This window comes from Sinorhizobium terangae (genome assembly GCF_009601505.1).
GTDB lineage: Bacteria > Pseudomonadota > Alphaproteobacteria > Rhizobiales > Rhizobiaceae > Sinorhizobium > Sinorhizobium terangae.
The window spans coordinates 18,715-33,026 of sequence record NZ_WITC01000059.1; the positions used below are offsets into that span (position 1 = coordinate 18,715).

The 14,312-nt window shown below is 64.2% G+C and carries 11 protein-coding genes; 9 read left to right on the plus strand and 2 right to left on the minus strand.

What is annotated here, in order from left to right:
- The first annotated feature begins 48 nt into the window (after window positions 1-48).
- Window positions 49-4,386 (plus strand): cobaltochelatase subunit CobN, encoded by a 4,338-nt coding sequence (gene cobN, locus GHK62_RS15945; RefSeq protein WP_153440145.1) that lies wholly within the window; start codon window positions 49-51, stop codon window positions 4,384-4,386.
- Window positions 4,387-4,396: 10 nt separating this feature from the next.
- Entirely contained in the window at window positions 4,397-5,041 is a 645-nt protein-coding gene (gene cobO / locus GHK62_RS15950) for a cob(I)yrinic acid a,c-diamide adenosyltransferase (protein ID WP_153440146.1), read from the plus strand.
- A gap of 53 nt (window positions 5,042-5,094) precedes the next feature.
- Here the strand turns inward: cobO and GHK62_RS15955 are convergent, their stop codons facing one another.
- Window positions 5,095-5,880 (minus strand): TSUP family transporter, encoded by a 786-nt coding sequence (locus GHK62_RS15955; RefSeq protein WP_184108840.1) that lies wholly within the window; start codon window positions 5,878-5,880, stop codon window positions 5,095-5,097.
- 489 nt (window positions 5,881-6,369) lie between these two features.
- Between GHK62_RS15955 and GHK62_RS15960 the strand changes: the two genes are divergently transcribed.
- The 6 genes from GHK62_RS15960 (at window position 6,370) to GHK62_RS15985 (ending at window position 11,876) form a co-directional block, all read left to right on the plus strand.
- Window positions 6,370-6,825 (plus strand): cobalamin biosynthesis protein, encoded by a 456-nt coding sequence (locus GHK62_RS15960; protein ID WP_153440148.1) that lies wholly within the window; start codon window positions 6,370-6,372, stop codon window positions 6,823-6,825.
- 136 nt (window positions 6,826-6,961) lie between these two features.
- Window positions 6,962-7,804, plus strand: a complete 843-nt coding sequence (cobA, locus tag GHK62_RS15965) for a uroporphyrinogen-III C-methyltransferase (RefSeq protein WP_153440149.1) — start codon at window positions 6,962-6,964, stop codon at window positions 7,802-7,804.
- On the plus strand, window positions 7,801-9,105 hold the full coding sequence (locus GHK62_RS15970; protein ID WP_153440150.1) for a cobyrinic acid a,c-diamide synthase CobB: 1,305 nt from the start codon (window positions 7,801-7,803) through the stop codon (window positions 9,103-9,105). The genes cobA and GHK62_RS15970 overlap by 4 nt, the downstream gene beginning before the upstream one ends.
- Window positions 9,102-10,103 (plus strand): threonine-phosphate decarboxylase CobD, encoded by a 1,002-nt coding sequence (gene cobD / locus GHK62_RS15975; RefSeq protein ID WP_153440151.1) that lies wholly within the window; start codon window positions 9,102-9,104, stop codon window positions 10,101-10,103. The genes GHK62_RS15970 and cobD overlap by 4 nt, the downstream gene beginning before the upstream one ends.
- The gene (cbiB, locus tag GHK62_RS15980; RefSeq protein WP_153440152.1) at window positions 10,104-11,087 is read left to right on the plus strand and encodes an adenosylcobinamide-phosphate synthase CbiB; all 984 of its coding nucleotides are present in this window, start codon (window positions 10,104-10,106) and stop codon (window positions 11,085-11,087) included.
- A gap of 36 nt (window positions 11,088-11,123) precedes the next feature.
- Entirely contained in the window at window positions 11,124-11,876 is a 753-nt protein-coding gene (locus GHK62_RS15985; RefSeq protein WP_184108843.1) for a glycerophosphodiester phosphodiesterase, read from the plus strand.
- A 34-nt stretch (window positions 11,877-11,910) separates the two neighbouring features.
- Here GHK62_RS15985 and GHK62_RS15990 read toward each other — a convergent pair whose 3' ends face one another.
- The gene (locus tag GHK62_RS15990; RefSeq protein ID WP_153440154.1) at window positions 11,911-12,648 is read right to left on the minus strand and encodes a Crp/Fnr family transcriptional regulator; all 738 of its coding nucleotides are present in this window, start codon (window positions 12,646-12,648) and stop codon (window positions 11,911-11,913) included.
- Between the two features lie 287 nt (window positions 12,649-12,935).
- On the opposite strand from GHK62_RS15990, the gene hemN reads away from it, so the two are divergent.
- Window positions 12,936-14,285, plus strand: coding sequence for an oxygen-independent coproporphyrinogen III oxidase (gene hemN / locus GHK62_RS15995; RefSeq protein WP_153440155.1), 1,350 nt, complete (start codon window positions 12,936-12,938; stop codon window positions 14,283-14,285).
- Window positions 14,286-14,312 lie beyond the last annotated feature (27 nt).

The following is a 14,312-nucleotide window of genomic DNA, read 5'->3' on the forward strand; positions in this document are numbered from 1 at the left end:
GGGAGGGGTTGGGGAGGGGCGCTTCCTTGCGACGTTGGAGGAGATCCCATGCATCTCCTCCTAGCCCAGAAAGGCACGATCGCCGATGGCAACGAGGCGATCGATCTCGGGCAAAGCCCGGCCGACATCCTGTTCCTCTCCGCCGCCGACACGGAACTCGCCTCGATCGCCGCGGCCTACGGGCGGCGGACGGGGGCAAGGACACTGCGCATCGCCAGTCTGATGAACCTGATGCACCCGATGTCGGTCGACACTTATGTCGAGCGCACGGCACGGCATGCGAGGCTGATCGTCGTTCGCCCGCTCGGGGGCGCCAGCTATTTCCGTTATGTGCTCGAGGCGCTCTATGCGGCGGCGATTGCGAATAAATTCCAGATCGCGGTGCTCCCCGGCGACGACAAGCCGGATCCGGGTCTCGATCCGTTCTCTACGGTGTCCGCCAATGACCGCGAGCGCCTCTGGGCCTATTTCACCGAGGGCGGCGCCGACAATGCGGGGCTCTTCCTCGACTATGCCGACGCGCTGATTGATGGAGGCGAGAAGCCGCAGCCGGCGCGGCCGCTCTTGAAGGCGGGTATTTGGTGGCCGAGCGAGGGTGTGATCGGCGTTGAGCGATGGCGCGCGATTGCGGGTCTGCCGGGAACAGCCCCCTCTGTCCTGCCGGACATCTCCCCCACAAGGGGGGAGAACGGGGGTGCAACGCTTCGCCCATCTGGTTCTGCCGAGTTCGAGGCCAAGCCTGCCTCGGCGAGCAAGCCTGTGCGTGACGATCATGCAAATCGACGGTCTGAAACTTGGGAATCGAGCGGTAGCGGCGCGCTGATCTCCCCCCTTGTGGGGGAAATGTCCGACAGGACAGAGGGGGGTAATGCCGCGCAGAGTTCGGAGGAGAAGAAGGAAGCCGAACCCACGGTCGCCATCTGCTTCTACCGCGCGCTCGTCCAAAGCGGCGAAACGAGACCCGTCGAAGCCTTGATCGGGGCGCTTGCGACTGAAGGCATGCGGGCGCTCCCGGTCTTCGTTTCGAGCCTGAAGGATCGGGTCTCGATCGGTACGCTGCAGGCGATCTTCGCTGAAGCCGCACCGGACGTGGTGATGAACGCCACCGGCTTTGCGGTTTCCGCGCCCGGTGCCGACCGTCAGCCGACCGTGCTCGAATCGACCGGCGCGCCGGTGTTGCAGGTGATCTTTTCCGGCTCCTCGCGCGCCGCCTGGGCGGCGTCGCCGCAAGGGCTGATGGCGCGTGATCTCGGCATGAACGTTGCGCTGCCGGAGGTAGACGGCCGCATTCTCTCCCGCGCCGTCTCGTTCAAGGCGGCGTCCGTCTACGATCCGGCGGTAGAAGCCAACATCGTCGGGCACGAACCGCTCTTGGACCGCGTCCGCTTTGCCGCACGGCTTGCTGCCAACTGGGCGCGACTGCGCCGGGCGAGGCCGGAGGCACGCCGCGTTGCCATCGTCATGGCCAATTATCCCAACCGCGATGGGCGCCTCGGCAACGGCGTTGGCCTCGACACGCCGGCCGGCACCATCGAGGTGCTGAAGGCGATGGCCGCGGAAGGCTATCCCATCGGTGACCTTCCCGAGGACGGCGACGCGCTTATGCGCTTCCTGATGGCCGGTCCGACCAATGCGGCGAGCCATGACCGCGAAATCCGCGAGTTCATTTCGCTCGATCGATATAAGGATTTCCTCGCCTCTCTTCCGCGGCAGATCCAGGACGAGGTGACGGCGCGCTGGGGCGATCCCGAAGCCGATCCCTTCTTCTTGGACGGAGCCTTCGCGCTACCGCTCGCGCGCTTCGGCGAGGTCCTCGTCGGCATCCAGCCTGCGCGCGGCTACAACATCGATCCAAAGGAAACCTATCACGCGCCGGACCTCGTTCCGCCGCACGGCTATCTCGCCTTCTATGCTTTCCTGCGGCAGGTCTTCAAAGCTGACGCGATCATCCACATGGGCAAGCATGGCAATCTCGAATGGCTGCCTGGCAAGGCGCTGGCACTTTCGGAGAATTGTTATCCCGAGGCGGTCTTCGGCCCGACACCGCATCTTTACCCCTTCATCGTCAACGATCCGGGCGAAGGCACGCAGGCCAAGCGCCGCACCAGCGCCGTCATTATCGACCATCTGACGCCGCCCTTGACGCGGGCGGAATCCTACGGGCCGCTCAAGGATCTGGAGGCGCTGGTCGACGAGTATTACGAGGCGGCGGGCGGCGACCCGCGCCGGCTCAGGCTCCTGAGCCGGCAGATCCTCGACCTCGTCCGCGACATCGGCCTCGATCATGATGCCGGGATCGAAAAGGCCGACAGTGACGACAAGGCGCTGGAAAAGCTCGACGCCTATCTCTGCGACCTGAAGGAGATGCAGATCCGCGACGGGCTGCATATCTTCGGCGTCGCGCCGGAAGGGCGTTTGCTGACCGACCTCACCGTGGCACTGGCGCGGGTGCCGCGTGGCTTGGGCGAGGGCGGCGACCAGAGCTTGCAGCGGGCCATTGCGTCGGACTTGGGGCTAGGCGGGTCGGCGCAAGTACCCCCCTCTGTCCTGCCGGACATCTCCCCCACAAGGGGGGAGATCAGGGAGGAGAGCTCTCATGCTTCCACGGCGCCCCAACATGAGGCGGGCCCACCGGCTCGAGGACGTGATGCAAGTCTCATGGCCCGGCCACGCCAGGCGGGTCTGACGGCAGAAGGTGCAATTGTTAGCGGTAGCGTCGACCCGAGTATCGGCGGCGGCGCCGGGGAACCGAGCAGTCGCCACCTGCCAATCTCCCCCCTTGTGGGGGAGATGCCCGGCAGGGCAGAGGGGGGTACGCCTCAGCAGCCGCAACCTTTCGACCCGCTCGACTGCGTCATGTCCGCACCCTGGACCGGCCCGGTACCCGCGCCTCTCGCTTCTCTCTCGGATGCACCCTGGCGCACCGCCGGCGATACCGTCGAGCGTATCGAACTCCTCGCGGCGAAGCTGGTCTCCGGCGAGATCGCCTGCCCCGAGAACTGGGCCGCGACACGCGCTGTCCTTGACGAGATCGACGATCGACTGAAGCCCTCGATCGAAGGCTCGGGCGACGCGGAAATCAAAGGCCTGCTCACCGGGCTCGACGGCCGCTTCGTGGCACCCGGGCCGTCCGGTGCGCCGACGCGTGGGCGGCCGGACGTGCTGCCGACCGGCCGCAATTTCTATTCCGTCGACAGCCGCGCCGTGCCGACGCCGGCGGCCTATGAGCTCGGCAAGAAATCGGCCGAATTGCTCATCCGCCGCTATCTGCAGGACCATGGCGAATGGCCGTCCTCCTTCGGGCTCACCGCATGGGGGACCTCCAACATGCGCACCGGCGGCGACGATATCGCCCAGGCGCTGGCGTTGATCGGCGCCAAGCCGGTCTGGGACATGGCCTCGCGCCGCGTGACCGGCTACGAGATCGTGCCGCTGGCGATGCTCGGGCGGCCGCGCGTCGATGTCACGCTCCGCATTTCCGGTTTCTTCCGTGACGCATTTCCGGAGCAAATCGCTTTGTTCGACAAGGCGATCCGCGCCGTCGGGGCGTTGGAAGAGGACGACGCCGACAACATGATCGCCGCGCGCATGCGTGCCGAGACGAAGCGGCTTGAGGAGAAGGGTGTCGAAGCGAAGGAAGCGGCGCGGCGTGCCTCCTACCGCGTCTTCGGTGCCAAGCCGGGTGCCTACGGGGCCGGCCTGCAGGCGCTGATCGACGAGAAGGGCTGGGACAAGCGCAGCGATCTCGCTGATGCCTATCTCACCTGGGGCGGCTATGCCTATGGCGCCGGCGAGGACGGCAAGGCCGAGCGCGGTATTTTCGAAGAACGGCTGCGGTCGATCGAGGCTGTCGTCCAGAATCAGGACAATCGCGAACACGACCTGCTCGACAGTGACGACTATTACCAATTCGAGGGCGGCATGAGTGCTGCGGTGGAGCACCTCGGCGGCCAGCGCCCGGCGATCTATCACAACGACCATTCGCGCCCGGAAAAGCCGGTGATCCGCTCGCTGGAAGAGGAAATCGGCCGCGTCGTGCGCGCCCGCGTCGTCAACCCGAAATGGATCGATGGCGTCATGCGCCATGGTTACAAGGGCGCCTTCGAGATTGCCGCGACGGTCGACTACATGTTCGCCTTTGCCGCGACCAGCGGGGCCGTGCGCGACCATCATTTCGAGGCCGCCTACCGCGCCTTCATCAGCGACGAAAAGGTCCTCGACTTCCTGCGCGACAGGAACCCGGCGGCGCTCGCCGAAATGTCGGAACGCTTCCTGGAGGCAATCGATCGCGGCCTCTGGAATCCGCGCTCCAACTCGGCGCGTTTTGAACTGACCAGTCTGTCCGGCAATGCGGCCGCTCCTCGGCTGCGTACCGGAAACCAATAGGGAGATCACCATGAGCGACGAAACGGTAAAGAGCGGCGAAGCCGCTCCGGAAAAGGACGAAGCCCGCCACGCCATGAAGATGGCGAAGAAGAAGACCGCGCGCGAAAAGATCATGGCGACGAAGACGGACGAAAAAGGCCTGATCATCGTCCACACCGGCAAGGGCAAGGGCAAGTCGACTGCCGGCTTCGGCATGATCTTCCGCCACATCGCACACGGCATGCCCTGTGCCGTCGTGCAGTTCATCAAGGGCGCCATGCAGACCGGCGAGCGCGACCTGATCGAGAAGCATTTCGGCGACCTCTGCCAGTTTTACACACTTGGTGAAGGTTTCACCTGGGAAACGCAGGACCGCGCCCGCGACGTGGCGACGGCCGAAAAAGCCTGGGAAAAGGCCAAGGAACTGATCCGCGACGAGCGCAACTCCATGGTGCTGCTTGACGAGATCAACATCGCGTTGCGTTACGACTACATCGATATCGGCGAGGTCGTGCGCTTCCTGAAAGAGGAAAAGCCGCACATGACCCATGTGGTTCTGACCGGCCGCAACGCCAAGGAAGATCTGATCGAGATCGCCGATCTGGTGACCGAGATGGAACTCGTCAAGCATCCGTTCCGGTCCGGTATCAAGGGGCAGAAGGGCGTCGAATTCTGATGGTTCAAAGCTGGCAGCTATGCGGCGCCGCGCTGCTCGGCGCCGCAGAACCGTCACATACCAAGCCAGATCCGCAGCGGATGCGTCGGGTCGGCCAGCAGTCGGACCGCCAACGCGATTGAGACAACGACGAGCAGCGGCTTGATGATCTTCGCGCCCTTCGCCATCGCGAAGCGCGAGCCGACCTGCGCGCCGAGGAACTGACCCGCGCCCATTGTCAGACCGACCTTCCAGAGCACCACGCCATAGGCAAGAAAGATGAGGAAGGCGCCGAGATTGGAGCCGAAATTCAGGAACTTCGTGTGCGCCGTCGCCTTGATGATGCCGAAGCCGCCGAGGGTGACGAAGCCCAGCATGAAGAAGGACCCGGTACCGGGTCCGAAGACGCCGTCATAGAAGCCGATGAGCGGCACGAAGGTGAGCGTGAAGACGAGCTTCGAGATGCGGTGATGTCTTTCAACGTCGCCGATGTTGGGCTTGCAACCGAAATAGACGGCGATTGCGATCAGCAGGAAGGGCAGAACGGCCTTGAGCGCATCGGCTGGAACGACCGTTGCGAGCAGGGCGCCGAAGATGGAGCCAAGCGCCGCCATGGCCGCCATCGGCAGTTGCTCCTTTAGGCTCACATGGCCGTACCGCGCGTAGGCGAGGCTCGCGGAGCCGGAGCCAAAGAGCGATTGCAGCTTGTTGGTGCCGAGCGTTTCGAGCGGCGGAATGCCCGCGATCAGCATGGCAGGAATGGTGATCATTCCCCCGCCGCCGGCGATCGAATCAATGAACCCGGCAATGAAGGCGGCGGCGAAGAGGAAGAGCAGGATGTGGAGGGCGAGGTCGTGCACAGGAGGCTCAGCAGGCGGAGTGGCAGCGTAATTGTTTCCGCCTTGTGTCAGAGCCCGCGTGAAAATGCAAAGGGGCAATTCGCGAACTAGGCTCTCGTTCGCCAGGAAACGCCCTTCATCCGGCCTGTCGGCCATCCTCTCTCCGCGAGCGGGAAGAGGATGGTGCGGGGGCAAACATGGCCTGCGCAGATTGCGACACGTCGATGGCGCAATCCGGTTTGACCGGCCAGAGGGCCTCCGGTAGAAATGACAAACATGCGACGGCGTCTGCTTCGAGCGGACTGTAAGAGCGTCCGGTGCGGCCGACCCATGCAGGGGGCCTGATCCGGTGCTGTCCAGACCGGTACGGCAATCTGCCAGGCCGGCGCTTCGTATGGAACGCCGACCGCTGCGCGTATCCGGAGGCTTCCGGAAGCTGTGCAGCAAATCACAGAGCAGCTTTGCGTATCGAGGCGGATGCGCGGAGCTGCAGGGGGAGCCGCGCAGCAGATGCCTTCGGTCAATGGACCAACTGTCACCATGCTTGTACTCGGCCTCGGTTGCGAGCGAAACACCGCGCCCGAGGAAGTGATCGAACTTGCAGAGCAGGCGCTTGTCGAGGCTGGCTTAGACCGGGGTGATGTCGACTTCGTTGCCTCGCTTGATGCCCGTGCGGAAGAGCCGGCGATTCATGCCGCCGCGCGCCATTTTTCCGTGCCGGTGCGCTTCTTTGACGCCCCGACGCTGGAGGCGGAAACCGCCCGCCTGCAGAACCCTTCAGAGATGGTCTTTGCCCATACCGGCTGCCACGGCGTGGCGGAAGGTGCGGCGCTCGCTGGCGCAGGCCCGGATGCAGTGCTGATCGTGCCCAGAATCCGTTCGGCTCGGGTGACAGCGGCAATCGCCGGTCCCTTGGCTGTGACCGAAGGGGCCGGCATCAAGGCAAAGCGCGCGGGGACCGGATAATGGCTGCGCCCTTTCGTATTCCTGCGCCGGTTAAAGAGCAGATTCAATGCTCTGTCGCCAATTTCTATGAAAGCAAATCACCTGCCTCACAGGTTGAATCAGGTCTGCGGTCCAGCGAGACCTCAAGGATTATGCCATGACGGATGCAATTTTCGCCGGCCTACCCGAACTCGAACCCGGTTCCGTCTGGCTGGTCGGCGCCGGGCCGGGCGACCCCGGGCTTTTGACTCTGCACGCCGCCAATGCGCTGCGGCAAGCCGATGTCATCGTTCATGATGCGCTGGTGAACAGCGATTGCCTGAAGCTCGCAAAGCCGGGCGCCGCCCTCGAATATGCCGGCAAGCGCGGCGGAAAACCTTCGCCGAAACAGCGCGACATCTCGCTGCGCCTCGTCGAACTGGCGCGCGCCGGGAACCGCGTGCTCCGCCTCAAGGGCGGCGATCCCTTCGTCTTCGGCCGGGGCGGCGAGGAAGCCCTGACGCTCGTCGAGCATCACATTCCGTTCCGCATCGTGCCCGGCATCACCGCCGGCATCGGCGGGCTTGCCTATGCCGGAATTCCGGTGACGCACCGCGAGGTCAACCATGCCGTCACATTCCTGACCGGTCACGATTCCTCGGGCGTCGTGCCGGACCGGATCAACTGGGAAGGCATTGCCAAGGGCTCGCCGGTGATCGTCATGTACATGGCGATGAAGCATATCGGCCAGATTACCGCCAATCTCATTGCCGGCGGCCGCTCGCCGGAGGAGCCGGTCGCCTTCGTCTGCAATGCCGCGACGCCAGAGCAGGCGGTGCTGGAGACGACCCTTTTGCGCGCCGAAGCCGATGTCGCGGCCTCCGGCCTCGAGCCGCCGGCAATCGTGGTCGTCGGCGAGGTCGTGCGCTTGCGCGCCGCTCTCGACTGGCTCGGGGCTCGCGATGGCCGCGTGCTGGCGGCGGATCCCTTTGCAAACCGTGTTCTCCGGGATCGCGCATGAGCGGTCTTCTGATTGCTGCCCCGAGTTCCGGCTCGGGCAAGACCACGGTGACGCTCGGACTGATGCGGGCGCTGAGGAGGCGTGACGTTGCCATTGCACCCGGCAAGGCCGGGCCTGACTATATCGATCCCGCCTTCCACACCGCTGCAAGCGGCGAACCTTGCTTTAACTTCGACCCCTGGGCGATGCGCTCCGAATTGCTCATCGACAACGCCGGGCGGGCGGTGGCCGGCGGTCGGACGCTGGTCGTCGAGGCGATGATGGGACTCTACGACGGTGCCGCCGACGGCACGGGCGCGCCGGCGGATCTCGCAGCGACGCTAGGGCTCGCCGTGGTTCTCGTCGTCGATTGTGCCCGCCTGTCCCATTCGGTGGCGGCGCTGGTGCGCGGTTACGCCGATTACCGCGACGAGATCCGCGTCGCCGGCGTCATCCTCAACAAAGTGGGCAGCGACCGACATGAGATGATGCTGCGCGATGCGCTCGACAGGGCAGGTGTGACGATTTTCGGCGTCCTCCGGCAAGATAGCTCGTTGAAGCTGCCGGAGCGGCACCTGGGCCTTGTGCAGGCCGGCGAGCACGGAGGACTGGAACCGTTTATCGAGCACGCGGCGGATCTTGTCGAGGCAAATTGCGATCTCGATGCGATGCTGGCTGCCGCAACACCCCCACCACCGCAGACGGCCAAGTCCGAAATCGCCACTCTGAAGCCGCTCGGCCAGCGAATCGCCATCGCCCGCGACGTCGCCTTCGCCTTCTGCTATGCGCACCTTATTGCCGGTTGGCGCGGGCAGGGTGCGGAAATTTCCTTCTTCTCGCCGCTAGACGACGAAGCGCCCGAAAGGGGCGTTGACGCGATTTATCTCCCCGGCGGCTATCCCGAGCTGCACGCCGAAAAACTGGCCGGGGCGACGCAGTTCCGCAAGGGCTTGCAAAGCGCCGTGGAGGCGGGCGTGCGTATCTTCGGCGAGTGCGGCGGCTACATGACGCTCGGCGAAGGGCTTGTCGGGGCGGATGGCAGGCGTTACGAAATGCTTGGCCTTTTGCCGCTGGTGACCAGTTTTGCCGAGCGCAAGCGGCATCTCGGCTACCGGCGCGTCGCGCCGCTCGACAACGCATTTTTCGATGGACCGATGACGGCGCACGAGTTCCACTACGCGACCATTGTATCCGAAGGGGCGGCCGAACCGCTCTTTACGGTTCATGACGCGGCGGGCAACGATCTCGGCCAGGCCGGCCTCAGGCGCGGGAATGTCGCCGGCTCCTTCATGCACCTTATCGATCTCTCGGGCAGACAATGACCGCTCCCATCCTTCATGGCGGCGGCGTCACCGAGGCCGCCGCGCGTTTCGGCGGTACCCCGGCCGAGTGGCTCGACCTTTCGACAGGGATCAACCCGTGCCCGGTTTCATTGCCGGAGATCGATCTGAGCGTCTGGCACCGCCTTCCGGACCGGCATGCCGAGGAGGCGGCACGTCTTGCCGCGAGCCGCTACTATGGAACCGGTGACGCCATGCCCCTGCCGGTGCCCGGCACCCAGGCCGCGATCCAGTTGCTGCCGCGGCTCGTCGACGCCGGGCGACGCGCCGCCGTCTTCGCGCCGACCTATGGCGAATACGCCCGCGTGCTTTCCGCTGCGGGCTTCACGATTGATCCCGTCCGGCACGTCGACGATCTTGCCGCCGCGCACGGTCTCGCCGTGGTCGTCAATCCCAACAACCCGACCGGTCGGCTTTTTCCGCCCGAGGAAATCCTTGCCATGGCGGTGGCCATGAAAGCCCATGGCGGCTTCTTGGTGGTCGACGAGGCCTTCGGCGATCTCGAGCCGGATGCGAGCGTCGCCCGCTATGCAGCAACCTCTGACAATCTCATCGTCTTCCGCTCCTTCGGCAAGTTCTTCGGCCTCGCGGGCCTGAGGCTCGGCTTCGTTATCGCTCGCGCCTCTGTGCTCGCGGCGTTCCGCGAGTGGCTCGGTCCCTGGGCCGTTTCCGGCCCGGCGCTCGCCATTTCGACGAAACTCATGGAAGGCGACACTGAGGTGATCGCGAGGGGCATTCTCGCGCGCAAGGCCGGTCTCGATACGGTACTCAGTGCGGCCGGCCTGAAGATCGCGGGCGGCACGGGCCTTTTCACACTGGTCGATAACGATCGGGCATGCGAAGTTCATGCCGCGCTTTGCGAAGCGCACATCCTGACGCGCAAGTTCGACTACAATCCGCACTGGCTCAGGATCGGACTCACCCCGGACGAAAACGGCGATCGGCGCCTTGCCGAAGCTTTGCAGCGGACAGGTGTGTAATTGACTTTTGAAATTTTCCTCATCCTCGTTGTCGCACTGGTCATCGACCGCCTGGTCGGCGATCCCGACTGGCTCTGGGAGCGCGTGACCCATCCGGTCGTCTTTTTTGGCAAGGGGATCGGACTTTTGGATGAGGCGCTCAATCGCGCCAGCGCGGGAGCGGCAGCCCTGAAGATGAGGGGGCTGGCGGCGATCCTCCTCCTGCTCGCAGCAAGCATATTGGTCGGCGTCGTCTTTCATCGCTTGTTCGACGTGCTCGGTGCCATTGGCTTCCTGCTGGAAGCCATCGTGGTTGCCGTCTTTCTTGCGCAGAAGAGCCTCGCGGTTCACGTGATACGCGTGGCGGAGGCCCTGCGTCAAAACGGGCTTGAAGGCGGCAGGGCGGCCGTGTCGATGATCGTCGGCCGCGATCCGAAGACGCTCGACGAGCCCGGCGTCTGCCGGGCCGCGATCGAAAGCCTTGCGGAAAATTTCTCCGATGGCGTCGTCGCACCTGCCCTCTGGTACGCCATCGCCGGGCTTCCGGGCCTGTTCGCCTACAAGATGCTGAATACGGCGGATTCGATGATCGGCCACAAGAGCCCGAAATACCTGCATTTCGGCTGGGCCTCGGCGCGGCTGGATGACCTCGCCAACTGGCCCGCTGCGCGCCTTTCGATCCTGCTGGTAGCCGCCGGCGCCCATTTCAAGCGGGGTGCAGAGGAAGCGAGAACTGCACTCGAAGTGGCACGCCGCGACCACGGCCTCCATCGATCGCCGAATTCCGGCTGGCCGGAGGCGGCGATGGCTGGGGCCCTGAACATCCAGCTTGCCGGGCCGCGGACCTATGGCGGCGTGAAGGTCGACGAGCCGATGATCAACGAGCCCGGCCGATCGATCGTGACGCCGGAGGATATCGACGCCGCCGTTTCCGTCTTTTATGGCGCCTGCTCGGCGATGACGCTGGCCTTTGCCGTCGCCGCTCTGATCGCGTCGCTGTTTTAATTTTCTTCTATTTCTCCATTCCGTTTGTCGCGGGTAGTGACTGCATTGTGGAATGAGACATCGAAACGCAGGCCGCTCATCATCGCCCATCGCGCTGGCGCGGCTCTTGCTGCGGAGAATACTATCGGCGCCCTCAATGCGGCAGCGGCGGCCGGCGCCGATGCCATCGAGACCGATGTTCGCAGGGCAAGGGATGGAGCCCTTGTCTGCATGCACGACGCGGATCTTCGGCGACTATGCGGCGACACGCGTACGGTTGCAGAGTTTCATCTGGCGACACTGCGGAGCTTGTTGCCGGCGGTAATGACATTAAGAGACGCCCTTGCTGCTTCACATCCGCTGGGCATTCTGCTCGACGTCAAGCTCATGGAAGAACGGCATCTTCCTCAGATTATCGGCGAAATCGTGCTCATGGATGCGGCCGAGCGGACGCTGCTTGGTTTGCGTGACATCGGGCTCATCGGCGCCGCGCAAGATATCACGGCGGGTATCGCTGTTCTCGCTTTCCTGGAGGAGCCAGACTCTGCTCCAGAGGCGCGGCGAGCAGGAGCCAACTGGTTCAGGCTGTGGCAGGGTGATGCGACGTCTGAACGCGCTGCTGCCGTGCGTGACGCGGGCATGTGTCTCGCTGTGATGGTTGGTCAACCGCGGACGATCCCTCGTGCGGAGTACCCGCCGTTTCCTGTCGGTCAGGTCGATCGGGAAGGGCTTGATAGGCTGCGAACGATAGCGCCGGACGCAATTCTTCTCGATGATCCGCGTTTGGCTACGGCAGGCGTCTACAGATAGAGGGCTGACTACGACGCAACGCGGTGCTTTTGCGTCAATCAATGCCGGCGAAGCGCATCAGACGGCCGATGTCGGGGACAATGACGCGACGGCTGTTTTCGACACGGATTACGCCGTCCTTGCGCAGCTTGGTGACCTGGCGGCTCACGGTTTCGATGGTGAGGCCGAGATAGTCGGCGATGTCGGCGCGAGACAGCGGCAGGTCGAATTCTGTGGCGGTGCCGTGCTCCGGGTCGATGTGGGTGGCGATGAGGTAGAGGAAGCTCGCGACCTTTTCCTGGGCGGTCTTGCGGCCGAGCGTCAGCATCCAGTCGCGTGCCTCGTCAAGTTCTTTCAGAGCTTGTTCGTGCAGCCGGTGCTCAAGGCCAGGCGCTTCCGTGACAAGCCGCTCGACGACCGCACGCGGGAAAGCGCAGATGTCGATGCCGGTTGCGGCCTCGGCGCTCAGCGCGCTTTCGCGGGTAAAGGGTCGACCCATGAAGTCGGGCGCGAACTGCAGGCCGACGATCTGCTGGCGGCCGTCGGAGAGCATCTTGCTGAGCTTCACGACACCGCGAATGATGTTGGCGTAATTGCTGGTCGTTTCGCCCTGGCCGACCATCTCGCTGCCGGGATCGACCCGCCGGCGCGTCGAATGACGGCTGAGCTCAGTCAACTGGCTTGGCGTGAGGGTGCCGCAGACTCCGCCGTGGCGTGCCTCGCAGGCGAGGCAGACGACTGGAATGTCTGAATTATGGATGTCCTTGCGGCTTTGTTCGCTCACGATTTGCATCTTTCTGCCTCGCCGTTTGTCCAGACCAAAGAGGAACGTCGCTGCCAAATCAAGAGTTGGCCCGGGTAAATCCGCAAAGCGCGAAACAATGTCTCAGCCGGACTTAACGAATGTCAATTTAGCTCGCTCCGTAAGCGGGCATTTGATCAAGATCAAAAAAAGCTTGTCCGCGGCAATTTATTCTCGCGTCCACAATGGTCCCCGGCGCCGGCGCCATGGCGGGCCAAGAACCGTCGGCGATCGGCTCCGGCGATAGCAATAAACGACGTGTCAGAGTGGAGATTAGGATGGAAGATGCACTCGTCTTGAAGCATGCGGCGCCGGTGCCGCGCTACACCAGCTATCCGACCGCGCCGCATTTTTCGGACGCAATCGGCAACGCGGAATACGAGAGCTGGCTTGGCGCGATCGGCGACGGCGAGAGCCTGTCGCTTTACGCACATATTCCCTATTGCGATCGTCTTTGCTGGTTCTGCGCCTGCCATACGAAGCAGACGCTTCGCTATGATCCAGTGGCCGACTATTTGGCGGGCTTGCAGCGCGAGATCGAGGCGATCGGCAAACGGGTGAATGGCGGCGCGCGCGTCACTGCCTTGCACCTCGGCGGCGGCTCGCCGACTCTCGTCCGGCCCGACGATCTCGTCGCGCTCAAGAGCCAATTCTCGCGGCATTTCACCTTTGGCCAGGATTGCGAGATCAGCGTCGAGATGGATCCGAACGACCTCGACGAGGCGCGCCATGATGCGCTGGCGGCGATCGGCATGACCAGGGCGAGTTTCGGCATCCAGGATTTCGATCCGGTCGTGCAGCAAGCGATCAACCGTATCCAGACCTATGAGCAGACGCGCGACGCGATCGAGGCGTCGCGAGCGCGCGGCGTGCGTTCCGTCAATTGCGATGTGCTCTACGGACTGCCGCACCAAACGATGACGACACTTGAGCGGACCATCGATGCGGTACTGTCGCTTAGGCCCGATCGGGTCGCGCTGTTCGGCTACGCCCATGTGCCTTGGATGAAGAAGCATCAGCAGATGATCCCGGAGGAGAGCTTGCCAGACGTCCTCGCGCGCTACGCGCAGATGTCGCGGGCGGCGGAAATGCTCGTCGCCGCCGGTTACGAGGCGATTGGCATCGACCATTTCGCTCGGCCTGCGGACACGCTCGCCGTTGCCAGCCGGGAAGGGCGGTTGCGGCGGAATTTCCAGGGTTACACCGACGACACGGCCGAAACGCTGATTGGTCTCGGCGCGTCGTCGATCGGCCAGTTCCGCGAGGGCTATGTGCAGAACATGCCGGCGACCGGAGAGTATCTGCGCCGGGCGGAGCAGGGCGGTCTTGCCGCCGTTCGCGGTTATGCGCTCACCCCGGAGGACCGGCTGCGGGCACGGGTGATCTCGCTCGTCATGTGCGAGTTCGGCTTTTCCTTCGCGCGCATCGAAGCGGAGTTCCCGGCGCTCGCCGCATCGATCATCGAGGAGGCCCGGCTTTTCCGCGCGCGCGATGCCGACGGCCTTTCGACGATCGAGGCTGGCGTCTTCAAGCTGACGGCGCGCGGACGGCCCTTCGCCCGCTCGGTTGCAGCCGCATTCGACGCTCATCTTTCCGGCGGGCCCGGCCGCCATTCGGTCGCTGTTTAGCAACACCGCATTTTTAATCGCTAAAGC

Excerpts from the sequence above, each read along its gene's own strand:
- cobN (WP_153440145.1), top strand. The coding sequence starts at position 49 with ATGCATCTCCTCCTAGCCCAGAAAGGCACGATCGCCGATGGCAACGAG.
- cobO (WP_153440146.1), top strand. The coding sequence starts at position 4,397 with ATGAGCGACGAAACGGTAAAGAGCGGCGAAGCCGCTCCGGAAAAGGAC.
- GHK62_RS15960 (WP_153440148.1), top strand. The coding sequence starts at position 6,370 with ATGCCTTCGGTCAATGGACCAACTGTCACCATGCTTGTACTCGGCCTC.
- cobA (WP_153440149.1), top strand. The coding sequence starts at position 6,962 with ATGACGGATGCAATTTTCGCCGGCCTACCCGAACTCGAACCCGGTTCC.
- GHK62_RS15970 (WP_153440150.1), top strand. The coding sequence starts at position 7,801 with ATGAGCGGTCTTCTGATTGCTGCCCCGAGTTCCGGCTCGGGCAAGACC.
- cobD (WP_153440151.1), top strand. The coding sequence starts at position 9,102 with ATGACCGCTCCCATCCTTCATGGCGGCGGCGTCACCGAGGCCGCCGCG.
- GHK62_RS15990 (WP_153440154.1), bottom strand. The coding sequence starts at position 12,648 with ATGCAAATCGTGAGCGAACAAAGCCGCAAGGACATCCATAATTCAGAC.
- hemN (WP_153440155.1), top strand. The coding sequence starts at position 12,936 with ATGGAAGATGCACTCGTCTTGAAGCATGCGGCGCCGGTGCCGCGCTAC.